We start from the raw sequence: 26,736 nt of genomic DNA on the forward strand, positions 1-26,736 counted from the left end.
CAAAATTTGACAAAGAGCCCTTTTACTTGTTCTTATTTAGTTTTTTTCCAATACCTGTAACAATAAGTCACGATGACGACTCACGTTTTCAGGATTATAAGCAGATACTTTTTGTAAGAATTTTTTATTCCGTTCTTGATGGAACGGTAATTCTTTATCATAGGCATACATACAATGCATCAAAGCATCAGCTCCATCATAAGCATCAAACTCACGATAGTAGTATCCTATATTCTCTTTCGCTAAATATTCCGAGTTGTGCACCAATGGATAATTGCCATAAATCGTTTCATAATACAGATAATTTAAACCACATTCCCATTGATAGGATAACACAATATCTGCATAGCGACTCAAAAATTCAGGGGTCATGAAACGAGCCTCAACGGTCATTATATTTTCACGCACTAGGTTTGTGAATCCAATAAAATTAAAGAATGCATGGACATCTTTTTTATCAATGGTGCCACAAAGATATACGTGATCGAGTAATTCCTTATTACGGCGATGTGTTTCTTCTACGATAAGGACTGGTGTCATACAGTTTTTTAAAACGGAAATATTCGGTTCCATAACAGCAATGCGACGTTTCACAGGATCTACTGGCTTATACCCAAAGGCACCGGTTAAATTAAGTTCTTTTATCTTTTGCTCTAAAAATAATGGCTCCCACAAATGAGGCACTTCATGGGCCGTTACGCCCGTAATGATTTCAACATACGGCTTATTAGTTTTCATCAAGTGTGGCGTAATCCAAACAGAATCATAGCGTGTCCCATTAAAGGCACGACCATTCTTCTGCGCATGGACAAATTTTTCCATATCCATTATAAAATCATTGCCCATACGATAGGTAATAATCTTGGTACCATGTTGGCGGAATAAGGCTTCTAATTGTGGCTCAATGGCCAAGGTCCCTTCAATCAATACATCCGTACGATTAATAACTTCAGAATACTCATAAAATTTGAGCTTTGAATCGCCCACTTTAAATTGTTCTGGTAAGGTATCTAGTGTATTTCCCCAATATACAAAATAGACTTCATTAACGAAATCAATTTGCTCTAAACACGTTTTAAGAAAAAACATATTCTGCCCAGCACCATTAGACCAAATATGTTGATAGGATTCACCCCAGAAAAAACTAATGCCTATATTTATTTTACGCTCCACACCGTTGCCTCCTCTGTCCTCTATATCTGCTCTCTCGATTACACAACGTGCTCCCTATTCACAACTGTTCATAGGGAAATCATAGCATAGAAATAAGGTTGTGTCACGTTTATTGTTTATACTTACACTCCCTTAACATTTTATTTTTTATTGATTCATTTATATTTTTTTCATAAAGTCGTAAAGTATCTATAATTACAGAAAATTCCACTGTATTATTAAAAATCATATTTTTCATAATTTTAAAATCAGATTTAAAGATTTCTTCACCTTCAACTTGAGGAACTAATTTTATTTTTGCGCATTTAATGTCATCATACCTAGCCCAATTACAAGGATAAAATTTTTTCTTAAATTCAACAACATCAAATAATAAATTTAGTTTTTCTAAACTTACATCCTTCAAATCAGTCTGTAACATCTATTCGTTTTAAAATTTCTTGAATCCAAAATGGAAGTTTTAATATAGATTTACTAATATCTCCTTTAATTTTTTTGCGAAAGACTGATAATTTTTCAATATCAGAATCTTTAATATTGTATTGCCCCAACGCCTTTATTGCTTGAATTAATATAGCCAATTCATAAGGTAAATTACTAATATTTCTATTTGTAGTATGTTTAAAAATAATATTCCTATTTTGATAGATATATTCACGATATGGCCCATCAGAAACAAATACATATTCATTCGGAACTTGAGTTGATAATCCTATAATATTTAATGCAACTACACCAGCAGGTGTAATTGTCCAAGAAAACTTTTCAGCAATTTTATAAGCTACATCAGTTGCCGTTGGATAACTAAATTCTTTTAAAATATTACTATATTTAGGTGCTGTATATAATCCATCTACTAACCTTACTATTTTTTTATTTTCATGAAGTCTATACAATATAGATTTTATGGTATTTTTCTTTCCTAAATCGTAAAAATCATGAATGGAAAAAATTTCACCTTGATTAGACGTAATTCTCTCCTCTATTAGATTATTTAAACTTTCCAAAACTATCACCTCTTTTGCACCTAAAATTATACACTTTTGGGTGCAAATTATCAACTCAAAAGAGTAAAAGCTCAATGTATATGTACTTTAAACCATATACATTGAGCTTTATTTATTTTATATTTTTAAATTGTTTCACTACTTCTGTCACGTTGTTAGCTTTTGTAATCGCTGAAATAACGGACACACCATCAGCCCCATGAGCTCGTATAGTAGCTGTGTTGGGCACTGTTATACCACCAATAGCGACTATTGGAATCTGTCCATCAACCTCTCGCACCGCTTGAATGCCTGCTGGCCCTATAGGAGCTTTCGCATCCCCTTTCGATTGTGTGCCATATACAGGGCCTACCCCAATATAATCCGCTAAATCGACACGTGAATGAGCATATTCTTCTGGTGAATGAATCGATAAGCCAATAATTTTATTAGGAAACCGTTGACGTACAGCTTCTATGGGATCATCGTCTTGACCAATATGAACTCCATCTACATCTAGTGTTTCCGCCAGATCCATATCATCGTTCATAATAAATGGCACTCCATATGTTTTACAAAGAGCTTGTACCTGTTTAGCAAATTCTAATTTTGCCTCACCTTCTAGTGAACCAGCCCCTTTTTCACGCAGTTGAAACATGGTTATCCCTGCTTGTAGGGCTATTTCAATACAATCTAAAGCAGCCCTTACCGGATTATCTGATTCCTTGAAGTCCTGCGTGCCACAGATAAAGTATACGCTTAATTCCTCGCGATTAAAGGGACGTTTCCACCGTTTGCCTTTATTGACGTCTTCATCGGTCAAGCGATATAGGGCATTGATAAATTCCGTTTGAAAACTTCCTGGCTCCACTCGCTGATACAAAGTTTCACAAGCTTTAGCAGCCATTTCACCAGCTAAGGAAAACGCAGTTAAGCCCCATAAGGCACTATTATATAAATGATTCGGCGCACTTGCTTTACTACCAATAAAGGCAGCTAATACGCCACCCAATAAACAGCCCGTGCCAACTACTAAAGGCATCATTGACGAACCATTTACTATTTCTTCGGTCGTAATGCCATCGGATATACCATCGATGGGCCCTGTGACAACGGTCAACACATCAAAAGCCTGTGCGCATTGTGCCGCTAATGTACCTGGCGTAGCTATTGACGAACTGTCAACACCTTTAGAGTTAACGGTAGCTACTTCATTAGCCGCCGTTTCACTAGCAGCTTCTTTATGATTCCCTCCGTTATCCAAGGCATATTTAGCTTGTACTAAAGAGGCGATTTCACCCGCATTACCACGTAATAAGGTAATCTTATGCTGTAATAATAAGTCAAGCGCTATATCACGGCGAAAAACACCTGCACTACAAGCTACGGGGTCTAATACTACCGGTACGTTTAACTCATTAGCCAATGCCACCGCTTTTTTATAGGTAATTGCTAGTTCTGGATTAATAGTTCCTATATTCACTAATAAAGCTTGCGCATAGGGTAGTAAATCTCGCAAATCTTCAATACAAGAGCTCATGGCGGGAGAAGCACCTATCGCTAACAAGCCATTGGCGGTAAAATTCTTTACTACATCGTTAGTTAAGCAGATAACTAGCGGATTCGTCGCTCGTAACGCTGCTATATATGTCATATTTCTTCTTCTTTCCATTTAGCGTATTCATCTTAAATAATTAATTTTATATAGTAATCATGTGATTCACCGGGCCATGACCTTTACCAAGACCAGAATTTTCTTTAATGGCTTTACTAATAAACTCTTTACCAATACCTACCGCTTCTGGTAAGGACTTGCCCTTACTCAATTCAGCGGTAATAACGGCTGAAAAAGTACAGCCTGTACCGTGGGTATTAGGCGTATCATAGCGAGGGCTGTCATAGGTAATACAAGACTCCCCTTTTATGTATAGATAGTCTCTGGCCGTTTCACCAAAATGGCCACCCTTCATAATCACGGCCTTTGGTCCCATTTCCTGCAAAATAAATTGCGCTGCTTTTGCTAATTCCGTTTCAGATTCAATACTAAAACCTACTAAATATTCAGCTTCCGATAAATTGGGTGTCACTAAGGTAGCCACTGGCATTAATTCCGCTTTAAATTGATCGCGTGCTTGCTGATCAATTAGGCGGTCGCCACTGGTTGCTACCATCACTGGATCCATTACATACGGCACTGAACCATCTACATACTTACGAATGATGTGCATCATCTCTACATTAGGAATCATGCCTGTCTTTAACGCTCTCGGTGCAATATCGCTAAATACGCAAGCCAATTGTTCTTCCAACATTGGTAAGTCTACATTTTGAATCAGACGCACGCCCATCGTATTCTGTGCCACTACGCTGGTAACAACGGCCATGCCGTATACTTGCCGTGCCTGAAACGACTTCAAATCGGCCATAATGCCAGCGCCACCAGAAGGGTCAGTACCTGCTATGGTTAATGCCGTAGGAAAGCTATTTAGTTTCATGTTGTCCTCCAATTACTACAGCAATAGACTCTCCTCAATCCATTGCCTAAACGTATATGTCGAACCCAATACTTAGTTCTATTTTACGTTATTCTGTGGATTTTGACAAACTTTCCAATATCCGCCCCGATCAGGACCAATCCGTCTAATGTAGCCATATTTTTTTAAATAGGAAATATTATTAGCTACCGTAGAACTGCTAATAGCTAATTTGGCTACTAATTGTTTTTGTGTAACAAAAGGATCTTCCTTCATATAAGCTAATATTGCATGTCTTGTCTTATTTAAGGGAGCCACTTCTGAATTAAGCATGCCATAATTACTTTTTGCTTCTGACACTATATTAGTTATTTCTTCCACCTTGTTAGAGTCCATTCTATTAAAGGGTAATGTAACTGTAATTGTATTTTCGTTAAATTCAAATACATCTCTACTATACGCTTCTATAATAGTAGGAACACCCCGACCAGACCGCTCGCTAACATGGAGTTGTAAAAAAATATTGGCTAATTCTGTATTTACCGGTACCGAAGCCCCTCTAAAAAAGCCCTCTTTAGTTTGTTTCGAAGCTAACGTTCCTCGCGATAAAATTTCTATTCGATCTGAAAAAACACTTATCATAGGCGCATTGCCATCCGTCCATTTATTATGAACAAAAGCATTTATAATAGCCTCTCGATAGGCATTAGTATTAAACAAGGGAATATCTTTGCGAACAGCTACACGATGTCGCTCATCCGCCTGTATAATATTCATAACATCGCCATATTCAAGAATTTGTGTTACAGACACTAATAAACAGCGATTGCCAAATTCTTTAACCATATATAAGGGGGCTGCTTTAGTAGTCCCTGAAAAAACAGATAATCTAATAGGAATATGTGAATCATCTGATAATAATTGAGCTAACATATTATATTGCCCATCATCCGTTCGTAAGCCTAAGGTTACTTCAAATGTATCAAGACTTAATTTTATGCCTGCACCACTGTAATAGTTAAACAAACTGGTAAATTGCAAATCTTGATAGTCCGCCACCATATTCTTCAATGACATCGATTCACGGCGCAATTCTTCAAATAATTTAGCTTCTCGTTCTGGATATTTCAATAAATTAACTTTACTTGAACCAATTCGTATATATCTATTGTTCTTAAACGATACAGGAATTTTATTAGCCCTAGGAACCTCCAGGAGGACTAATCGTTTATTTAAAAAATGAAACTCATGGAACAAAAAAGCTGTATCGGGTGTCAATTGTCGTGCTAAATAATGTTCTAATGGCTCTTTATTAACCGCTACCGTAAAATCAAAGCTTGTTCCTACGATGTCATGCGTATCATCTGTAATACCCCAAATCAAATACCCATATGGCTTATTATTCATCGCAGCGGCATTAGCTAGCGCCGATATATACTCACCTAATTGATTGGGCTCATACCAATTTTCCTTAAACTCAAACCATTCCCCTTCATTAGCATTCTCTATTAAATCAATTAGAAGTTTCTTATAATCCCTCATTTACCTTCACCCCATTCCCTATTAGCATTACTAGCTCTCTTAGTATTAATATCACGATCACGCTCATGACCACTATCACGACTACTATCACGACCACTATTAGTATTAGTATTAGTATCACTATAATTATATTATACAACTCCCTATATAATGTGTATATAGAAACTGTATAGAAACTATATAGAAACTATATACGCAGAATATACGGCGTCTTTTATCTAATATCGCTCTGTACACAAAAAGTAATAGGTTCCCTTAACTACGACTTGTTCGCAAGAACTCGGAGTAGTGTGGGAACCTCTCCCTTCCATCTCCCAAAATACACCAGAATACACAGCGTAATGGACTATAAATTAAATATAGTTCTAGGCAAAAAAAGTAATAGGTTCCCTTAACTACGACTTGTTCGTAAGAACTCGGAGTAGTGTGGGAACCTATTACTTTTTACTTAATACGAATTAGAGAACATTACGCGTATATTCTGCGTATTTTGCTTCCAATTCCAACATCTTTTCATTCATTTCCATTTGTAATTTAGAGGCAGCATCATAATCTTCAGCAGCAATAGCTTGGGCAATGCGTGTGAATAAGGACGTTTCAGATCCAGAATCTTTAGCTAAGTAGAAACGTAATTCATTAAGCGCATCCCAGCGAGAGGTATCAAAACCATCTTCCCCATGGATTGGTTTCATCGCACGGATTGTGTTGATATTAGCTGGAATTAAACGGTTAATTAATTCCAATTTCCAACGATTTAAGATACCAGCAATGAAGGATTCCATCAAATCTTTAGCAAAAGCACCACCATTAACAAGGGCTTCTACTTTAGCAGGATTATTTTTATAGCCTAAGATATTTTCCCAAACAGTAGCTGGTGGCATACCATAACGACTATTGCGTTCTTCTTCAGAATAATCATCAAATACATTCTTTTCAGAACGATACGCACGACCAGTTTCTAAATAATCAGCTGTATCTTCTGGCGCTTTGGAAAGTTCAGCCAACAAAGCGTCTGGCGTTTTACCAGAGGTAATAACATAGCGTAACCCATCAAGTACAGCCGAATAAATTAAAGCAAGGGCTGTATATGTATTCGTGTAAGGGTTTGGCGAACGAAGTTCAAAACGAGTTGCCATAGGATTATCAATATCACGAATTAAGCCACAAAGGATTGTACGGTTACGGCTTGGTTCGTCTGGCTGATTACCAAGGGACGTTACAATACAAATTGGTGCTTCAAACCCTGGTTTCAAACGATTTAAAGAGTCTGTTGTGGAAGAAATAAATGGATTAATAACTTCGTAGTTTTTCAAAAGACCCATAATAGCGCCGATACCAAGTGGGCTCAAGAAGGCTTTTTTCATATCTTCTGGGCTGAAAAGGTTAACCATTTTACCATTTTTAAGTTTAGCCATTAAACCAAAGTGAGTATGTTCCCCAGAGCCAGCTACACCGATAATTGGTTTTGCTTGGAAGGTTACATCAAGGCCATTTTCACGGAATACTTCACGAACGATGATACGGGCTTGCAATTCATTATCTGCTGTTTGCAAAGGATTGCCCGTATATTTCCAGTCAATTTCAAGCTGTTCCAATACATGGTCCATATGACCTTCGTCATCGATTTTACCTTTTACGCCACCTACTTCTTTGTGACCCATTTCGGCATTTAAACCATATGCATCAAGCATTTCTACAGCCTGTTCCATGGCTGTACGAACAGCCCCGTGAGTACGTTGCCAATATTGTTCTTGTAGTTTCTGAGAGGTAGATAATTCCTTAGTGCTGACTACTTTAGATGGTGTTTTAACCCAGAATTCCAATTCCGTAGCCGTCGTAAATACTAAATCAGCAATATCATCAACCTTTACATGTTCCATGCCTTTAACGGCGTTATTTTTTAACAAGGTCATCAATTCAGCTTTAACGAAGTCCAAGGTTTCTTTTAAGATGGAACGTGAATCCACATAACGATCACAGTGTTTCAAGAAAGCAGGAATACGAAGGGTCCCTGTTGGTAAACCAGTCGCTGGATCAATGTTTTCATAATTATAATCTACGAACCAGTTAACGCTTGGATCGCCCCACATATCTACACGAGCGTTATTCAAAGTCGCAATACCGGTTAACACAACGGAGGAACCGTCAGTCTGAACAGCACGACCTTCAAAGAAGGCTTCATAGTCATCAAAGAACATCGCCATTGGAATTTTTTCGTCAGTATCATTACCAGCTAAGTCAACGCCAACTAATGATACGAATTTGATTTCAGGATGTTGTTCTAATAGGGCTAATACCCCTTCTTTACCATACTGTCCAGCTGGAATGTAATACAATAATTCGTTTGCCATAGTAATTCCTCCTTGTTATAAGCAAAAAGACCCCTTAGCACTGCTGAATCAGCAATGCTCAAGGGGCCTTCATTGACCAGTTATTATCTTTAAAGGTATATTAACATACTTAACTTAGTATGTCAACAACAGGTTAACCGTTAACCTTTGCAATTTCTTCACGAACAATCGTATTCACAAGTTTGCCATCAGCTCGACCTTTTGTTTCAGGCATTACTTTGCCCATTACATCACCCATTTTAACAGGCGCTGTAAGGCTACCAATAGCATTTACTACGATAGTGCGAATCTCGTTTTCACTAAGTTGAGCTGGTAAATATTTCTTCAATATTTCCATTTCCTCTTTAGTCTGAGCTACGAGATCATCACGCTGACCTTTTTCAAACTCAGCCAGTGAATCTTGGCGCATTTTCATTTCTTTCGCCAAAATACCTAGTATATCTGTATCGCTAAGCTCGCGCTTTTCGTTAATTTCCGTATTTTTAATTGCTCCGTTAACCATGCGAATAACAGCTAAGGCCACTTTGCCCGCTTCGCGTGCTTTCATGGCTTCTTTCATATCCGCCTTTAACTGTTCTTTTAAGGACATACCGTGCCTCCAAGATAAATCTTACGCTCTGAATTTGCGCTTACGTGCAGCCTCAGATTTTTTCTTTCTTTTCACGCTTGGTTTTTCATAGTGTTCGCGTTTTCTTACTTCAGACAAAACACCCGCTTTTTGGCAGGAGCGTTTAAAACGGCGAAGAGCACTTTCAAGCGTTTCATTTTTACCGACTTTAATTTCAGACATCTATATCCCTCCCTCCAATTATTCGATGGAAGTGCAGGTATTTACTATACGCACATAAAGATATTATAATATTTGACATTATGTTTGTCAATATTAGAAGTCCATTATGCACTGTATTTATACGCTTTTTTTAGATTTCTGGCCAGCCTAATTCTTGGCCACCTAAAATATGTGCGTGTAAATGGAACACACTTTGCCCTGCTTTGGCCCCTGTATTGAATACAACTCGATAGCCATCAGCAGCTAGACCAGCCTCTTTAGCTACGTCTTTAATGAAAGATAAAATGCCTTCTACATAAGCGGCTTTTTCTTCCGTTAAATGCGCAATATTAGCTACATGATTCTTAGGAATTACTAAAATATGAACTTTAGTAACAGGGTTAATATCGTGAAACGCCAAGAATTTATCGTTTTCTAATACTTTGTTACAAGGAATTTCACCGTTAATGATTTTACAGAAAATGCAGTCACTCATGTGCTATCGCTCCTTTATGTATATCACTGGATTGGCTTTATTATTCAATGACTACCGTTTCACCATCTACGGCTACTACAGTGCCACCAATAATTGTGCCCACTTCATAAGAACTTTCGTCTTTCTTTATTTTACCGTGAATGTATTCATTAGTAAAGCCTAGATAGTAACCATCTTCTTCGCGTTCAATTAGAATTTCAGCAGGTTTACCAATCATAGCTTTAGCAAAGGTCAATAAACCTTTTTGACCCAAACTATTCAATAAAGCTACGCGCGTCTTTTTCACAGCTTCTGGTACTTGGTCTTCCATAACAGCTGCTGGTGTTCCTTCACGCTTTGAATAAGGAAAGGCATGAATATGGGTGAAACCAATTTCTTCTACAGTCTTCATCGTTTCTTCGAAATCTTCATCCGTTTCACCGGGGAACCCTGCAATAATATCGGTCGTAATGGCTAACCCTGGAATACGACTGCGTAAACGGGCTACTAAGTCTTTAAATTCTTGCAAGGTGTAATGACGATTCATAAGTTTCAAAATATGATCGGAACCTGCTTGCAACGGTAAGTGTAAATGCGTGCAGAAACGCGGTTCTTTAGCCATTAAATCAACTAATTCTTCAGATACTTCAACGGATTCAATAGAGCCTAAACGAATACGCTGTAATTCAGGAATTTCAAGTAACGCTTTTACCACTTGGGCTAAATTAGGTTTTTCTGGTAACTCAATCCCATAGTTACCCAAGTGAATGCCCGTTAATACAATTTCATGATAGCCATGTGCTACTAAGCGCTTAGCTTCTTTTACAATATCTTCAATGCGACGAGATTTTAATTTACCGCGCGTATACGGAATAATGCAAAAAGTACAATAATTGTTACACCCTTCTTGAATCTTCATAAACGCTCGTGCCTTGTCGATTTCATTACCGTATAAAGGCATTTCTTCAAAGGTCGCTTGTTCCATAATGTTACGGACAATACTAATTTGTTTTTCCGTTGATTCTAACTGTTCTACTAATTCAACCACTTGATGGCGGTTGTTAGTGCCAATTACCAGGTTAACCCCTTCAATGGCCGCAATCGCATCTGGTGCTAACTGGGCATAGCAACCGGTTACGATAATATAGGCCTCTTCATTGGTTCGTTTGGCCTTACGAATAAGTTGACGTGATTTTCGTTCCCCCATATTGGTAACGGAACAAGTATTAATTACGTAAATATCCGCTTTTTCATCAAAGTCTACTGGCTCATAGCCTTTTTGTATAAATAAACCACGCATAGCGTCTGTATCGTATTGATTAACGCGACAACCTAAGGTAGTAAATGCTACTGTTTTCATTATTTTTTTGATTAGCTCCTCTCGATTTACATATTTAATTCGTATTGCAACATACTTACCGCACTAATAGCGGCTGTTTCAGCCCGCAAAATAGTAGAACCTAGCGTTACTACTTCAGCGCCTAGTGCCATCATTTGCGCTACTTCACTTTCACTTAGACCGCCTTCAGGACCAATAATAATAAGCACCCTTTGGGATTCGTCTTGTTGTAATGCTTCTTTTAAAGTATGACTTGCTTCATTTTCGTAAGCTACTAATAAACGGGTCCCTTGCTGGGCTTCAGTCGTCAATATATCAGATAAACTCTGGCCTACTTCTAACTTCGGCAATTGGTCACGCCCACATTGCTGGGCCGCTTCTTTCATAATCTTTTGCCAACGATCTACCTTTTGTGGTAATTTATTAGCTTTATATTGTGCTACACAATGCTTCATCGGCACGGCATATACTGTATGCACATTAAGCTCAGTCGTCTTTTGTAGTACCCATTCTAATTTATCGGCTTTTAAAAAGGCTTGGACCAATACCACTTCTACATCACCCGTTGAAGTAGTATCTACTTCGCCAATGCGTTCGGCCCTAGCGACCCCTTCAACTACGTCTAGGATGCGATAGGTAGCCGTACCACCATCACTACTACTCACGCGAATAGGCTTGGCTATATTATGACGAAAGACAGTCAATAAATGATGGGTTGTCTCTTTCGGAATTATGATTTCAGTATCTAATGGAGTGGCAATAAAGATTTTCTTCATTAAATACTCCTTTCTTACAATGTTAATAGCCCTTTAAAATAGGGTTATATATTAGTATACCATGTTTATCGAGGTTTCTCTATGGGAAAAACCTCCTACATACGAACAAGAGGTTCTTACGCAGGAGGTTTTCTTACTTTAAGTTAGGAATATAACATTTTAACTATTCACAACGACCTAGATAAGATAACTCATACGCCCTATGTATACGAAATTATATGTAAACAACTATACGCCACGAGCTGCCATGATGACTTCAATTTCTTCTTCGTTAATGCCAACCATAGCTTCTCCTAAATCTTCAGACACTTTGGCAATAATCTCTGGATTTTGGTAATTTTTAACAGCTTCAACTACCGCTTTAGCACGTTTGGCAGGATTACCGGATTTAAAAATTCCACTACCTACAAACACCCCATCAGCTCCGAGACGGCGCATTAAGGCAGCGTCTGCAGGCGTAGCTACGCCACCAGCTGAAAAATTAGGCACTGGTAACTTGCCATGCTCATGTACATACTGAACTAATTCATAAGGTACTTGTAAATCTTTCGCCATTACATAAAGTTCGTCTTCGCGAAGAGCCGTTACGATATTGATTTCTTTAATAATTTGGCGCATGTGTGAAACGGCTTGCACTACATCTCCTGTACCAGCTTCACCTTTAGTGCGAATCATCTTAGCACCTTCATTAATTCGGCGAAGTGCTTCGCCCAAGTTACGAGCCCCACAGACAAACGGCGTTTTAAAATCCCGTTTATTCACATGATACACATTGTCGGCTGGTGATAATACTTCCGATTCATCAATAAAATCAATGCCAATGGCTTCTAATATTTCAGCTTCTACAAAATGACCGATACGAACCTTCGCCATTACTGGTATGTTAACAGCCGCCATAATCTCACGAATCATTTTAGGATCACTCATTCGTGAAACGCCACCAGCAGCTCGAATATCAGCTGGTACGCGCTCTAAAGCCATAACAGCCACAGCTCCAGCGGCTTCCGCAATTTTAGCCTGCTCCACATTCGTTACATCCATAATTACGCCACCGTTAAATTGCAAAGTATCCATTCTCTGTACCTCCTACGCATATACCCTACTATTCCCTAATCTGTATGAGCTACCTAAAGGGTAGCTACCGCAAATTGTATACTCCATTAACCAGTAATGTATATAACAATTCGCGGTTCAACTTGAAAACAGTATAACTCATTACTGTATCCATGAAAATAGCCAGAATTAACAAAGTATATAGGTACAGATGTAGCTTGGCAACAAATGATGATTGGCAGCTTGTAGGTTGTAGGTTGTAGCTTGTAATTTATTCCTTATGAGCCAGTGCCAAGGTATGCCAGCTACCTTTAATTACTTCCTCTACGACTTGCCAATGTTCAGTAATAAACGGCTTAATTTCTTCGTAGCGCTCGTCTATAATGCCACTAATGATTAATATCCCCTTAGAGTCTAACTTCTCGCTAATTGTAGGTAACAGCATCTTAAGAGGATCTACCGTTAAATTGGCCAAAATTAAATCAGCCGTACCTTTAAAATCAGTAGCCAAATCACCACAGATAAGTTTTGCATCTACTGCATTCGTTTCACAATTAGCATCTGCCTGAGCTACAGCACTAGCATCAATATCAATGCCAATTAGCTTAGGAATGCCTAAATGGTGTGCTACCAAGAGTAAAATACCTGTGCCTGTGCCAATATCTAAACAGGTAGTAGCCTTAGTACCGTATTTAGCCATTAACTCCGCACAAGCCTGCGTAGTTTCATGAGCCCCAGTACCAAAGGAAAGATCAGAGTCAATGGTAATCACTTGATCCTCCTCTTTGGGAATATATTCTTTCCAGGCAGGCCGAATTACCAGATGAGGTAAAATTTCTGTTGGCTCAATATATTGTTGCCAACTATTATACCAATCTGTATCCGTCACTTCTTTAGCCTTCAAGTGTTTAAAATTGAATTGAGCTTGTTCCAATTCATGACCAATGAGGGTTTCCCATTCACTAGTACTTTTAGACGTATCACCATATAAAGTGATTTGTACCCAATTAGGTTCATTAGGTACATCTTCTTCTATAAAACCGTTGCTACTCATAGTATCAAAAAGAGTAGTCACTTCTTCAATGACTACTCTTTCAATGGCAACGGATATTTCAATCCATTTCATATATACCTCTTTAATCAAGACTTAAGGCATCTTTTACTTTGTCGCCAATTTTTTCTAAAATGCTCTTACTCTCTTGCAAAATTGTTACATCTTCTTTGCCTTCTTTAGCAAATTGTACTAACAATTCACGCTGTTTATCCGTCAACTTCTTAGGGGTTGCCACCGTAACTCGTACGTGTTGGTCACCTCTTTGACTTGGATTGCGCAAGTATGGAATCCCTTTACCTTTCAAGCGGAAGATAGTACCAGTCTGTGTACCTTCTGGGATTTTTAATTCCACTTTGCCATCCAAGGTATTAACCATAATCGTAGCACCAATAGCGGCTTGAGCAAAGGTAATCTTTGCTTCGCTCACGACTTCATTACCTTGACGTTCAAATTCGCGGCTTGGTTTTACATAAATGTAAACATATAAATCCCCTTTAGGGCCACCTTTAATACCTGGTTCCCCTTCATTAGCTACCCGTAAACGCGAGCCACTATCTACGCCAGCTGGGATTTTAATTTCAATTTTACGACGAACCACGGTTTCACCGCTACCATGACATGTTTTACATGGTTTCTCAATGGTTTTACCAGAGCCATGACAGGCCGAACATGTACGGGCAGAACGCATTTGACCAAATGGCGTGTTTTGTACCACCGTTTCTTGACCAGAGCCATGACAACGAGCACAAGTTTCAACTTTGCTACCAGGTTCACCACCTGTACCATGACAGTGATTACATTCTTCATGACGTTGAATTTCAATCGTCATTTTACGACCAAAAGCAGCATCTTCAAAGCTAATTTCTACATCATGACGTAGGTCATCCCCTTTTTGAGGACCACGGGCTTGTTGGCCACCACCGCCGCCAAAGAACATGTCAAAAATATCACCAAAGCCGCCTGCTTGGCCACCGAATCCACCAAAACCACCTTGACCGCCAAAGCCGCCGAAACCGCCGGCCCCTGCGCCACCCCCTTGGGTGAACGCATCATGACCATATTGATCATATTGGGCCCGCTTAGTTTCATCAGACAATACTTCATAGGCTTCATTGGCTTCTTTAAACTTTTCTTCCGCCTCTTTTGGATTGTCACGGTTTACGTCAGGATGGTATTGGCGAGCTTTCTTTCTAAACGCTTTTTTTATTTCATCTTGGGAGGCATTTTTATTGACTCCTAAGACGTCATAATAATCCTTCGCCATTAGTTACCGTCCTCTTAGTCTTTTTTATCGTCTTTTACTTCAGTATATTCAGCATCTACTACATCATCTTTAGGTTGTGCACCTGCTGCATCAGCGCCTTGCGCACCACCAGCCGCTTGTTGTGCAGCTTGAGCTTGTTCATACATCTTAGTGGACAATTCATATAATGGTTTTGTTAATTCTTCGCTCTTAGCTTTAATATCTTCTACATTACCAGCTTCGATAGCAGATTTTAACGCATCTTTAGCTGTCTTAACTTGTTCTAAAGTAGCAGCATCCGCTTTACCTTCAAAATCTTTAATTGCTTTTTCAGCTTGGTATACTAAAGAATCGGCGTTATTTTTAACTTCGATTTCTTCTTTTTTAGCTTTATCTTCTGCAGCATGTGCTTCTGCTTCTTTTACCATGCGGTCAATTTCATCCTGCTGTAAACCGCCGGAAGAAGTAATCGTAATAGCCTGTTCTTTGCCTGTACCCATATCTTTAGCTTTTACATTTACGATACCGTTAGCATCGATATTGAAAGTAACTTCAATTTTAGGTACCCCACGTGGAGCTGCAGGGATGCCAGTTAATTCAAAACGACCTAAGGTTTTGTTATCAGCTGCGAAATCACGTTCCCCTTGTAATACATGAATATCTACAGAAGGTTGATTATCAGCTGCTGTGGAGAATACTTGGCTCTTAGAAGTAGGAATTGTAGTGTTGCGGTCGATAATACGAGTGAACACACCACCTAATGTTTCAATCCCTAAGGACAATGGAGTTACGTCAAGAAGTAATACGTCTTTAACTTCACCAACAAGTACGCCACCTTGGATAGCTGCACCAACAGCTACACATTCGTCAGGGTTAACGTTTTTAGTAGGTTCTTTGCCAAGTACGCGTTTAATAGCTTCTTGAACAGCTGGGATACGTGAAGAACCACCAACTAATAAGATTTTATCGATTTCACCAACGCTAAGGCCAGAGTCTGCCAATGCTTCACGAGTTGGTTCGATAGTAGCTTCTACTAAATCGTGAGTTAATTCTTCGAATTTAGCACGAGTCAAGGTTAAGTCTAAATGTTTAGGACCAGTTGCATCAGCTGTAATGAATGGTAAGTTGATATTTGTGCTCATTACACCAGACAATTCAATTTTAGCTTTTTCAGCAGCTTCTTTTAAGCGTTGATCAGCCATTTTATCTTGAGACAAGTCAATGCCTGTTTCTTTTTTGAATTCTTCAATCAACCAGTTCATGATACGTTGGTCAAAGTCATCGCCACCTAAATGGTTGTTACCGCTTGTAGCTTTTACTTCAAATACGCCATCCCCAAGTTCAAGGATAGATACGTCGAATGTACCACCGCCAAGGTCGAATACAAGCACTTTGCCTTCTTCATCTTTGTCAACACCATAAGCAAGGGCCGCTGCTGTTGGTTCGTTGATAATACGAAGTACATCAAGACCAGCAATCGCACCAGCATCTTTAGTTGCCTGACGTTGGCTATCCGTGAAGTAAGCAGGTACAGTAATAACTGCTTGTGTTACTTTTTCACCAAGATAGGCTTCGGCATCAGCTTTCAATTTCTGAAGCACCATAGCGGAAATTTCTTGTGGTGTGTATTCTTTGTCATCAATTTTTACTTTGTAGTCACTACCCATGTGACGTTTAATGGAAGAAATCGTGCGATCTGGATTGGAAACAGCCTGACGTTTTGCCAACTGACCTACCAAACGTTCCCCATTCTTTGCAAAGCCTACTACGGAAGGAGTTAAACGAGAACCTTCTTGGTTCGTAATAACAACTGGTTCGCCGCCTTCCATAACAGCTACTACAGAGTTTGTTGTACCTAAGTCAATACCAATTACTTTTGCCATTTTAAATGACCTCCTATTTATATGTCTTACTATCTATTGTCATGTTAATTCTGAAACGACTCTTTGCTGTAACAATTACGCCTTAGAATTAATCATTATGTACTACTTTTACCATGGCTGGCCGTACTGTTTTACCATCTACGGTGTAGCCTGTTTGCATCACTTCACACACTGTATCATCTTCATATTCATCAGACGGTACACGCATGATAGCTTGGTGGTAGTTTGGATCAAACGGTTTACCTACAGCATCAATAACGGCTAACCCATGTTTACTTAGCATAGCCATCAAGTTTTGATGAATCATAACAAAACCATCTAAAAATGCTTTTGTTTCAGCCGTAGTTGGTGCCCCTAAGGCCCGTTCAAAATTATCTAACACACCAAATAAATCTTTCATCACATCGGCTTTAACAAAGCCGGCCAACTGATCTTTTTCTTGCAACGTGCGTCGCTTGAAATTATCAAAGTCAGCTTGCAAACGAACAAAGCGTTTCTCTGCTTCGGCTAAGGCTGCTTGCACAGCATCAGCTTCCGCACTTACTGCTTCACTAGCTTCATTAGCTTCGCTAGCAGCTACGTCGTCCGCACTTTCTACAGTTACTTCAGGTTCATTAGCTGTTACTTCTTCCGTTGCTACAGTGTCTTGGCCCTCTGTTTGTTTCATGTCGTCTGCTCCCATCGTGAGTATCACCTCATTACTTTCTATTTTTATTTTCCGCTAATGCACGCATAAAATCTTGCATATACGATAAAATACCAATGATGCGACCATACTCCATACGAGTTGGTCCTAAAATAGCCAATGTGCCAATGCGTTCATCATTATCACCAAAGTCTGCTTGAATAACGCTTAATTCTTTCATTGTTTCTGCCTTATTTTCGCTACCAATAGTGATGCCGATGCCATCTTTTTTAGAAGAAGCGAGTAACTTATTGAGTTGATCCTGTTCTTCTAATAGGGATAAAATAGGCTGTACCTTTTTTATATCCTTAAATTCAGGCTGCTCCAATAGCTCCGTAGTCCCTACAGAATAGAACAATTTACGCTTAGCAATGGCTCGATACAAGGTCTCAGCTAATATCATCAAGACCGCTCGCGGTCCCTCAATCAACTGAATGGTCGCTTCTAAACTATGTAAGGTTAAATCACAGATTCTAACGTCTTTAAGGGCATTAGTAAAACGCATTGTAACAGTCGCCAACGTGTCATCAGACACAGCCTCTTTAAAATACATCGGCTCATTATCTAAGGCACCTTGGTCAGTTACCACTACCATAATGGCGCGATTATCACCAATAGGTAGTACATGAATAAATTTTAACACCGATGTATCATGAGCCGGTGCTAAAAATAAACTCATATTGTGACTAATCTGTGAAATTAACTTTGCCACATTTAAAAAGAAATCTTCAAAATTAGCTGGCTTTTGTTGCCATATTCGATTAATTTGTTCTGCATCTTCGCGCTCTGTACCGTTCGAATGCAACATGGCATCTACATAAAATCGATAACCTTTTGCCGATGGAATACGACCTGCTGATGTATGCGGTTGTTCCAAAAAGCCTAGGTCTTCTAAATCAGCCATTTCATTGCGAACCGTAGCAGGACTAACACCTAAGTTGTAATTCTTCGCCAAGGTACGTGACCCTACTGGTTCCGCTGACTTTATGTAGTCTTGTATGATTGCGTGTAAGATGCGTTGTTTACGTTCATCCATAATCACACCTCATTGTTAGCACTCATTAAGGTCGAGTGCTAATCACAGGTATAATGTTATCATAAAACGTCAAAATGTCAAGCAATTCTTTTAAAAATATTTCCTAAAAGTTCGCTTATTTACTGATTAGTCAAAAAATCAAAGAGGCGTTCAATAGTCAATGACTACTGAACGCCTTTTGTTATAAGACTTTTACTATTTATGTGGATTATTAATTTGTCATTATATAGTATTTTACAAATATGCAAACACTATTAAAATAAACTATGCAAGCACTATTGTGCTGTACGTTTACGGGTAGCTACTTTGTAAATTAATACACAAAGAGCTAAGTAAATAACAATCCCTAAATAAGTCGCTTCTGGTGTTTGTTCCCAAGCTTCTAAGAACCAATCAACGCCAGCAATGCGAAGTACCGCACTAATTAAACTACCAATAGCACCACCGGCTACGAAACCAGAAGCAATGGTACCACCTTCATTAACACGAGCTTCCCCTTCAGCTTCGTCTTTCGCACTACGTTTTACTAAGTAGGAAATGAAACCACCAAGTAAGATTGGTGTATTGATTTCCATTGGTAAATAAGTACCAAGGGCAAAAGCCAATGGAGGAACGCCTACCATCCATAATAATACGGCAAATACAGCACCAATGATGTAAAGTGGCCATGGAGCACTACCACCTGTCATAAGAGGTTCCACGATAGCTGCCATAGCATTAGCTTGCGGTGCATTCAAAGCCCCTTCACCAACGAAACCATAGGCATTATTTAAAAGGATTAAAACGCCAACGGATACAATACTGGATACAACAACACCTACTAATTGCCAAGTCTGCATTTTAGCAGGCGTAGCACCCGTTAAATGAGCTACTTTATGTTCAGACATAAAGTTACCAGCTACACCAATGGTAGTGCCTAGGAAGGCAGCCATCATCAAAATAGCAATAATCCCAGTAGTACCACCCATACCAACGCTGGTTAATACAACAGCACTGATAAGAATCATGAAGATTGTCATACCAGATACTGGCTCGTTACCAGTAAAAGCGATGGAACTAATCCCTACTACGGATAATAGGAAGGACATAATCAATACGATTAGGAAGGCTAACACAGATTGCATCAAGGTTTCTGCAAAATAAATGTGGAAGAAAATACCGAATAAGACAGTTGTTAAAATAATACCTAAACCAAGTACGGAGTTTGGTAAATCCCGTTCCGTACGTAAAATATTAACTGTCGTTGTTTTACCACGGGAGAACATATCCACAATAGCGCGTTTCATAATCTTGCTAACTACATTGGACATGGTCAACAAACCGATAACCCCAGCCATTGCTAACATACCGATACCAATATGACGTACATAAGTAGTAAATACAGTACGTACTGGTGCATCTGCAAGCAGAATCTCTTTGCCCCCTACGGTCATTAGATGATCGCCACCAATGAAGTAGAATACAGGAATACATACGAACCAAGCAAAGAAAGAACCAGCTGCAATAATGGCGCCATATCGTAAACCAGTGAAATACCCTAAACCTAATAAAGCAATATCACTATCTAAGGAAAAGGATACTTTTGATTTATCTTGTAGTAATTGACCCCATTTAAAGGTAGTCGTCGAGAAAACTTCACGCCACCAACCTAAGGAATTAAGTACAAAGTCATAGAATAGACCAAGCAAACCACTTAAAGCCATAAGTTTAGCTTTGCTACCATCGTTACTACTCAATACTTCAGCCGCGGCACGACCACCTGGGAATGGATACGCATGATGCATTTCTACACAGAAATATTGGCGGAAGAAAATACAAAGGAATACGCCTAACATACCACCAAGGACGATAGGTATAATCATTTGTAAAATCGTTACATGATGAATATCTAAAATAAATAGTGCCGGTAAAATGAACATAGCCCCGCACAATACATTGGTACCTGAACTAGCAATTGCTTGGATGTGTACCGTTTCAGGGAATGCATTTTTACGCTTAAATAATACCGCCATCCCCATGGATAGAATAGATACTGGTGCAAATGCGTCAACCGTTTGACCAATTTTCAAACATAAATAGCCAACCGCTAGCGCAAATAATGCAGCATAGAATAAGCCCCAGAAAATAACATAGCTGTTAATTTCCTCATAATTCTTGGTAGGATCCATAATTGGACGAACCTCATCATGTTGTCCTGACGCTGCCATTTCATCAACTCCTTACTACTAAAAACACAAAAAACATACGCTACCTAAAACAGAAAATACCTGAAATATAAAAACATAAAACACAAAAAACTAAAAAATAAAAGATCTAAACACATCAACCCTTACAGTCGGCTTATTACACTATTAAGTCTTACACTTTGTACTAAGCCATACTAGCACTACACGCTTCAATAAAACCATTAAATAAGGATTTCGCTTCTGTAGAGCGATTAATCATCATTTCTGGATGAAACTGACAGGTTACTAGCCATGGATACTCCGTACCTTCCATGCCTTCTACTACACCATCTTTCGCTACGGCTGTCACTTTTAAGCCTTCCCCTAAGCGATGAACCATTTGATGATGATGGGAATTAGTCACCCAAGTAGTGCTGCCAATTAGCTGGGCCATTTTTGATTCTGCTTCAATATCAATTGTGTGAAATGCCATAGATGGAGTCTGGTTCTGTACATGTTTTAAGGTACAATTACTATCATATTTCAAATCTTGATATAACGTACCACCCATATAAACATTGACAATCTGATGACCGCGACAAATCCCTAGAATAGGAATCTCTTTTTCCATAGCAGCCTTTAAAAGCATAAAATCAAATTGATCTCGCTCAGGCCATACTTCCTCTAAACCTTGTAATGGTTCTTCCCCATAATTTAATGGAAAAATATCATGCCCACCAGACAGTAATAAACCATCCAACCTAGCAATTGTTTCGCTTATCACCTCTTCATCCAATGTTAAAGGAATAATAACAGGTACCCCACCTTGTGATTCAATGGAACGTACATAATCGAGATTCACATAAGAACGTTGTAAATCAACAAACGAACCGTGATCATCACGTAACTGACTACCGGAAATACCAATAAAAGGTCTTTTCATAGTGTCCATCCTCTCCGCTTTCACAACTAATACTGTTACATTTTTAGCAATAACTCGGCCCCTCTCAAAGAGCTATTGACAGTGAACAAAAATCCAGCCAACGCGCACAAAAGAGAGGGTTATCATGCTACATGAATAGCCCTCTCTTTTATCTAACTTGATTATATGTTGTATTATTATGAATGTCAATTACTAGTGTACAATTGATAACAAATTAGCATATTACCCCCTAAAGTTGGCTTACTTTTGTGATATTCTCATTGCGCCCAATGAGAATTAGCATATCCTCTTCACTAAGTGGCTCTTTAGGATCTGGTGGCGCTAGCACTTCCTTTTGTCGCTTTATCGCTACCACATTAACGCCATAGCGACTCCGTAAGCCTAACTCTAACAAAGAGTGCCCCACCATAAATTGTGGTGTATTCATTTCGACTAAACCAATATCTTGTGATAATTGGAAATAGTCCACAATATATTCACGAGTCAACATCTGAGCTAACCGATCAGCCATATTCATTTCAGGGAAAATGACTAGATCCACACCAACTCGTTCCAATAATTTACTTTCCATATGACTGGAGGCCTTAGCCACCACATAAGGAGCCTTTAATTCTTTTAAAACCATGGCTGTTAATAGCTTGGCCTTTAAATCATCACCAATGGCAATAACCACTACATCAAATTCCTGCAAATGTAAACTACGAATTGTATCTTCATCACTAAAATCGGCTACTAGGCTATGCGTAAGGAACGGCGTATATTTTTGTACGACCTTTTCTTCAATATCAATGCCACACACTTCATGTCCTAACGCAGCCACTTGTTTAGCTAAAGTACCGCCAAAGCGTCCTAAACCAATGATACCAATCGTTTTACGTTTCATATTAATACTCCTATAGCAATACATTGTCTTCTGGATAATAGGCAGTCGTTGTGCGACGACGTTTCATGAAAAAGGCTCCAATTAATGTGAGTACCCCTATACGGCCTGTATACATGACTACAATGAGAGTTAATTTACTGATTTCAGATAAATCAGGCGTAATACCAATGGTTAAGCCTACCGTCGCAAACGCTGACGTTACTTCAAACAGCAAGTCTAAAAACGGAAATTGTTCAATACCCGCCAGTATAAAAGTGGCTAACACCACTAAGATAGACGAAAAGAAAGCAATGCCACAGGCCTTATAAATAACAGCTTGACTCAAACTTCGTTCAAATAACTCTACCCGCCGTTTATTGGTAAATAACGACCAAGAGGTAGCCCATAAAACAGCCATCGTACTAATTTTGATACCACCACCCGTAGAGTTCGGCCCGGCACCAATGAACATAAAGACAACAGTAATAAATACAGTAATAGGATGTAGCTCTCCATAATTTAGTGTAGGAATACCAGCCGTCCTAGGTGTTACCGCTTGAAACAAAGCACCTTGTAGCTTTGTAAGGATTGGTAAGGACTGCAATGTATTATTCCATTCAAGGCCTAAAATAGCAAGAGTACCACCTATCACTAAAATAGCTTCCCCAACGAGCATAACTTTAGTATGTAAAGCAAAGCTCTGAAAGCCTCGTTTATAGTTTTTAAAAATATCAAAGGATGCCATATAACCAAAACCACCAATAAGTATTAAACTACAGGTGGTTAAGGTAAATCCCCAGTTCCCCACTAAATCATAAGGTAAATTATTATCAAAGAATACAAAACCTGCATTACAAAATGTAGAAATGGCTTGATAAAAGCCATAGTAAATGGCACTACTTCCTAAATAGGGCCATAAATCAGCGGTATAGGCCAGGCCGCCTAAAAATTCAACACCAAAGGTCAACAGCGCGATTTGTTTCAACACGGTATGCACCGAAATATTGTCTTCCCCTATATCTTCTTGCAGTAGTAACTTATTTTCAAGCCCCACTTTTCTACGAAGAATTAAAAATATAAAGGTCGTAAACGTCATAGTGCCTAAACCACCAATTTGAATCAACAAGATCATAATGGTTTGACCAAATATACTCCAGTGATGAAACGTATCAACCGTAGTTAAGCCTGTCACAGATACACAAGATACTGCTACAAACAAAGCATCCACCCAGTGTGTACTAGTGCCGTCGTTCGTCGCTAATGGCAAAGTCAACAAAGCCCCACCGAGCAACATTAGAATAGCAAAGCTAAGTGCTAACATACGCTGTGGGTTATTCATGAGTGATTCGCGCCATATTCTTCGCCACGACTTAGGTTCATTCTGTAAATTAGGTTTTAAGAGCATAGTGAAACCTCAATTATTCATTGACTGCAAAAGGATTACCTAAACGACTTAAACAATGATCAAACTTTTCCTTTGGCATAGCATTTTCTTTATACCATTGTAATAAAAACTCAATTTTTGCTTGTGCTTCTTCTGCCGTTAAGCCTTTAGCTAGTGGCTCACCACCTTTAGGGCGATTGCCACTTTTACCACCTGCTACCAATACAAAGCCATCAGGCATACCATAAACACCAATATCTTTAATCATCGATTCAGCACAACAACGAGGACAACCGCTAATACCGATACGCACTTTATTTGGCATAGTTTCACCAAAGTATGTTTCATCGATATATTTAGCTACAGGAATGGTTTGCATAAAAGCATGGGAGCAACCATCGGTGCCACGACAGGCTACCACCGAATTAACAGCCGCATGTTTTACTGGTTGCACACCTTCTGGTAATCGTTGTAAAATCGCAGCTTTAGCCTCTTTGGTAATGTCATAAATCTGAATCCCAGTTACTACTACTCGAAAATTGCCGTTAAATTCATCGGCTAAGTCCATAATGGCATGTAATTGTTCACGGGAAAATTCACTAAATAAAGAATGTAGAATAATAGATGTTTTCATGAAAGCTCCTTAGTTAACTAATCAATGAGATTACTTATATCGTCAAATCAAACTTACACTTACTTATTTGTATCATATTACTATTCTACAAAACCGTGATAAATATCACCAAATAACCAAAAGTTATGACTAACTAGCTTATACCCTAATAGAAATGACAAACTTACTTATAGCTTAGTAGAAATGACTAACAGGCTTATAGCATAGTAGACATAGTTTCCTCGTCAATAGTTTCCAACTTGCGTCGCAAATATTTACGCCATATATATTCAGCACTAGCTGTAGCATATAAAAGGAAATAAAAATAAGCGGCACTAGATAAAGCCATAAAAATTAAAGAAAATCTTGTAATGACTTCACTGTCACTAACTTGCCCAGCTTGTAATTCAGTCATAAACAAGGCCACACAAGCTATATACAGCAACGCTAACACAATAGCTAATACAAGGGCAATAGCGTATAAAATAAATAGAAACGCACTACGGGAAATATGTGTATCAGGAAAACGTTTTTTTAATCCTTTCACATAAAAAGGTCTACATACTAAGGCAAATACTGTAATCACTACAAATAAAATAATACCTGCCGCTATATGAAACTTGTCGCCAGGCAATAATTGATATAACCACTTATAGGAAAAAAAGACCACAGCTAAACTTACTAAGTCAAAACCAATGCTGGCAAAACAAGCGCGCCAGCCAAACCTTACATAATCTCTCATCTTGCAAACTTCCTTACTTCTTTTTGTAAATCTCTCGACGATGTGCTACTTCAAATAAAAAAATTTTCAAAACTTCATGGTCTCCCAATAAGCCTTCTTTCTTTCAACTTTGTATTACAAATATAACACTATTCTATAATATTATCAATCATTTCAGCTCTAATAAAAAAGACCTATTGGACATATTACACAAACTATACATCCAATAGGTCTTTTGGCAAGTAACAATCTACTGCACATTTAAGCGCAATAATTTGATTTATAAATCTTATCGTTTAGTTTCTTTAATTAAGTTACCTTGTGCATCAAATCTTAAATCATATTTTTCACGAGCACCCGCTACAGTAATCATAGCTGTAAATACACCATCATTAACGGAGTACGAATAAAATACGCCATTCTCCACTTCGCCACCTTCTATACTTTTCGCCTTCTCTTGAGCTACTTTATACATATCAGGTATTTTATTAAAGTCAATGGTACTAATAGCACCTACATTGTCAGCTAACACACCATCACCTGTTAATTGAACTGGTGATGGGCCATTCCATTTACCATTTTCATATTTATAGCCATCAACTTTATCAGTCGTTCCTGGTTTTTGAACTTGAATTATTACTATATTGCCTAGCTCTTTGTAATAATTAAAAATAATACCATCCATAGCTTTTAAATCATGCCCTTTTAATTCGTCTTTGTTTTTTAGTTCATCAATAACCTTATTGGCTAAACCTGGCTCGGTAAGTATATTACTTTTACTACCGCCTGTCAAACTACTGACAGTATCGCCGCACCCCACTAAAAATACCATTGAAAATACCACTAGTAACATTACCCAAAGCTTTCTCATTGTCATGCCTCCCTATTAATTACAATACCAATGAAACAACCTCAAATATTCATTTATATTTCATATTATACCTTGTCCGTGAATATTTTAATAATACCTATCTTGAAACGCTCATTTTTTATTCAAAAAAACTTTCCCCTGACTTTTTTATCAATACTATTACATTTTGAATTGTAGTAAATAAAAGCGATAGATTAAGTAAATGTAAATTTTGTCCTATAACCCGGATTAAAACTTTGAACAATTTCATAGTCGGTTTTTATTTATTAATGCAAAAAAATGACACGTGACAACTACGTCGCATGTCATTTCTAAGAATGCATAATCTCTTTAGCGCC

General features: G+C 38.4%; 25 protein-coding genes. All 25 read right to left on the bottom strand.

The features are described 5' to 3' along the window. Nucleotides 1–36: 36 nt before the first annotated feature. A complete protein-coding gene (locus VER_RS07170) occupies nt 37–1,173 on the bottom strand; it encodes a DUF2827 family protein (RefSeq protein WP_162100182.1) in 1,137 nt (378 codons plus the stop codon). A gap of 109 nt (nt 1,174–1,282) precedes the next feature. Beyond that, nucleotides 1,283–1,594, bottom strand: a complete 312-nt coding sequence (locus VER_RS07175; RefSeq protein WP_162100183.1) for a hypothetical protein — start codon at nt 1,592–1,594, stop codon at nt 1,283–1,285. Next, entirely contained in the window at nt 1,581–2,180 is a 600-nt protein-coding gene (locus VER_RS07180; protein WP_162100184.1) for a DUF6088 family protein, read from the bottom strand. The genes VER_RS07175 and VER_RS07180 overlap by 14 nt, the downstream gene beginning before the upstream one ends. 112 nt (nt 2,181–2,292) lie before the next feature. Further along, entirely contained in the window at nt 2,293–3,813 is a 1,521-nt protein-coding gene (gene thiE / locus VER_RS10395) for a thiamine phosphate synthase (RefSeq protein WP_238390176.1), read from the bottom strand. A 46-nt stretch (nt 3,814–3,859) separates the two neighbouring features. Further along, nucleotides 3,860–4,654, bottom strand: a complete 795-nt coding sequence (gene thiD, locus VER_RS07190) for a bifunctional hydroxymethylpyrimidine kinase/phosphomethylpyrimidine kinase (protein ID WP_162100185.1) — start codon at nt 4,652–4,654, stop codon at nt 3,860–3,862. 78 nt (nt 4,655–4,732) lie between these two features. Beyond that, a complete protein-coding gene (locus tag VER_RS07195) occupies nt 4,733–6,175 on the bottom strand; it encodes an RNA-binding domain-containing protein (RefSeq protein WP_162100186.1) in 1,443 nt (480 codons plus the stop codon). 458 nt (nt 6,176–6,633) lie between these two features. Next, the gene (locus VER_RS07200) at nt 6,634–8,526 is read right to left on the bottom strand and encodes a glutamine synthetase (protein WP_162100187.1); all 1,893 of its coding nucleotides are present in this window, start codon (nt 8,524–8,526) and stop codon (nt 6,634–6,636) included. Between the two features lie 133 nt (nt 8,527–8,659). Then, the gene (locus VER_RS07205) at nt 8,660–9,115 is read right to left on the bottom strand and encodes a GatB/YqeY domain-containing protein (protein ID WP_162100188.1); all 456 of its coding nucleotides are present in this window, start codon (nt 9,113–9,115) and stop codon (nt 8,660–8,662) included. Nucleotides 9,116–9,136: 21 nt separating this feature from the next. Further along, nucleotides 9,137–9,316 (bottom strand): 30S ribosomal protein S21, encoded by a 180-nt coding sequence (gene rpsU, locus VER_RS07210; protein ID WP_004695751.1) that lies wholly within the window; start codon nt 9,314–9,316, stop codon nt 9,137–9,139. A 130-nt stretch (nt 9,317–9,446) separates the two neighbouring features. Next, nucleotides 9,447–9,791 carry a histidine triad nucleotide-binding protein gene (locus tag VER_RS07215; protein WP_162100189.1) on the bottom strand — a complete coding sequence of 115 codons (345 nt, stop codon included), beginning with the start codon at nt 9,789–9,791 and terminating at the stop codon, nt 9,447–9,449. Nucleotides 9,792–9,831: 40 nt separating this feature from the next. After that, nucleotides 9,832–11,130, bottom strand: a complete 1,299-nt coding sequence (gene mtaB, locus VER_RS07220) for a tRNA (N(6)-L-threonylcarbamoyladenosine(37)-C(2))-methylthiotransferase MtaB (RefSeq protein ID WP_162100190.1) — start codon at nt 11,128–11,130, stop codon at nt 9,832–9,834. Nucleotides 11,131–11,156: 26 nt separating this feature from the next. After that, a complete protein-coding gene (locus tag VER_RS07225; protein ID WP_162100191.1) occupies nt 11,157–11,885 on the bottom strand; it encodes a 16S rRNA (uracil(1498)-N(3))-methyltransferase in 729 nt (242 codons plus the stop codon). A gap of 228 nt (nt 11,886–12,113) precedes the next feature. Continuing rightward, the gene (gene pdxS, locus VER_RS07230; protein ID WP_162100192.1) at nt 12,114–12,959 is read right to left on the bottom strand and encodes a pyridoxal 5'-phosphate synthase lyase subunit PdxS; all 846 of its coding nucleotides are present in this window, start codon (nt 12,957–12,959) and stop codon (nt 12,114–12,116) included. A gap of 250 nt (nt 12,960–13,209) precedes the next feature. Beyond that, a complete protein-coding gene (locus tag VER_RS07235) occupies nt 13,210–14,064 on the bottom strand; it encodes a 50S ribosomal protein L11 methyltransferase (RefSeq protein WP_162100193.1) in 855 nt (284 codons plus the stop codon). A gap of 10 nt (nt 14,065–14,074) precedes the next feature. Continuing rightward, nucleotides 14,075–15,256 (bottom strand): molecular chaperone DnaJ, encoded by a 1,182-nt coding sequence (dnaJ, locus tag VER_RS07240; protein WP_162100194.1) that lies wholly within the window; start codon nt 15,254–15,256, stop codon nt 14,075–14,077. 14 nt (nt 15,257–15,270) lie between these two features. Continuing rightward, nucleotides 15,271–17,118 (bottom strand): molecular chaperone DnaK, encoded by a 1,848-nt coding sequence (gene dnaK / locus VER_RS07245; protein WP_162100195.1) that lies wholly within the window; start codon nt 17,116–17,118, stop codon nt 15,271–15,273. Nucleotides 17,119–17,206: 88 nt separating this feature from the next. Then, complete coding sequence (gene grpE, locus VER_RS07250; protein ID WP_162100196.1) at nt 17,207–17,785, bottom strand: nucleotide exchange factor GrpE; 579 nt, start codon at nt 17,783–17,785, stop codon at nt 17,207–17,209. Nucleotides 17,786–17,816: 31 nt separating this feature from the next. Beyond that, on the bottom strand, nt 17,817–18,839 hold the full coding sequence (gene hrcA, locus VER_RS07255) for a heat-inducible transcriptional repressor HrcA (RefSeq protein ID WP_162100197.1): 1,023 nt from the start codon (nt 18,837–18,839) through the stop codon (nt 17,817–17,819). 275 nt (nt 18,840–19,114) lie between these two features. Then, a complete protein-coding gene (locus VER_RS07260) occupies nt 19,115–21,046 on the bottom strand; it encodes an OPT family oligopeptide transporter (RefSeq protein ID WP_162100198.1) in 1,932 nt (643 codons plus the stop codon). 163 nt (nt 21,047–21,209) lie between these two features. Further along, nucleotides 21,210–21,947, bottom strand: coding sequence for a gamma-glutamyl-gamma-aminobutyrate hydrolase family protein (locus tag VER_RS07265; RefSeq protein ID WP_162100199.1), 738 nt, complete (start codon nt 21,945–21,947; stop codon nt 21,210–21,212). A gap of 229 nt (nt 21,948–22,176) precedes the next feature. Further along, nucleotides 22,177–22,830, bottom strand: a complete 654-nt coding sequence (locus VER_RS07270) for a TrkA family potassium uptake protein (protein ID WP_162100200.1) — start codon at nt 22,828–22,830, stop codon at nt 22,177–22,179. A gap of 10 nt (nt 22,831–22,840) precedes the next feature. Next, nucleotides 22,841–24,214, bottom strand: coding sequence for a TrkH family potassium uptake protein (locus VER_RS07275; RefSeq protein WP_162100201.1), 1,374 nt, complete (start codon nt 24,212–24,214; stop codon nt 22,841–22,843). Nucleotides 24,215–24,227: 13 nt separating this feature from the next. Then, nucleotides 24,228–24,827, bottom strand: coding sequence for a nitrite reductase (locus tag VER_RS07280; RefSeq protein ID WP_162100202.1), 600 nt, complete (start codon nt 24,825–24,827; stop codon nt 24,228–24,230). A gap of 196 nt (nt 24,828–25,023) precedes the next feature. After that, a complete protein-coding gene (locus VER_RS07285; protein ID WP_162100203.1) occupies nt 25,024–25,548 on the bottom strand; it encodes a hypothetical protein in 525 nt (174 codons plus the stop codon). Between the two features lie 268 nt (nt 25,549–25,816). Continuing rightward, a complete protein-coding gene (locus VER_RS07290) occupies nt 25,817–26,398 on the bottom strand; it encodes a hypothetical protein (RefSeq protein ID WP_162100204.1) in 582 nt (193 codons plus the stop codon). Between the last annotated feature and the right edge of the window lie 338 nt (nt 26,399–26,736).

Origin of the sequence: Veillonella sp. R32 (assembly GCF_010093125.1) — a bacterium.
In the GTDB taxonomy this organism is placed as follows: domain Bacteria; phylum Bacillota; class Negativicutes; order Veillonellales; family Veillonellaceae; genus Veillonella_A.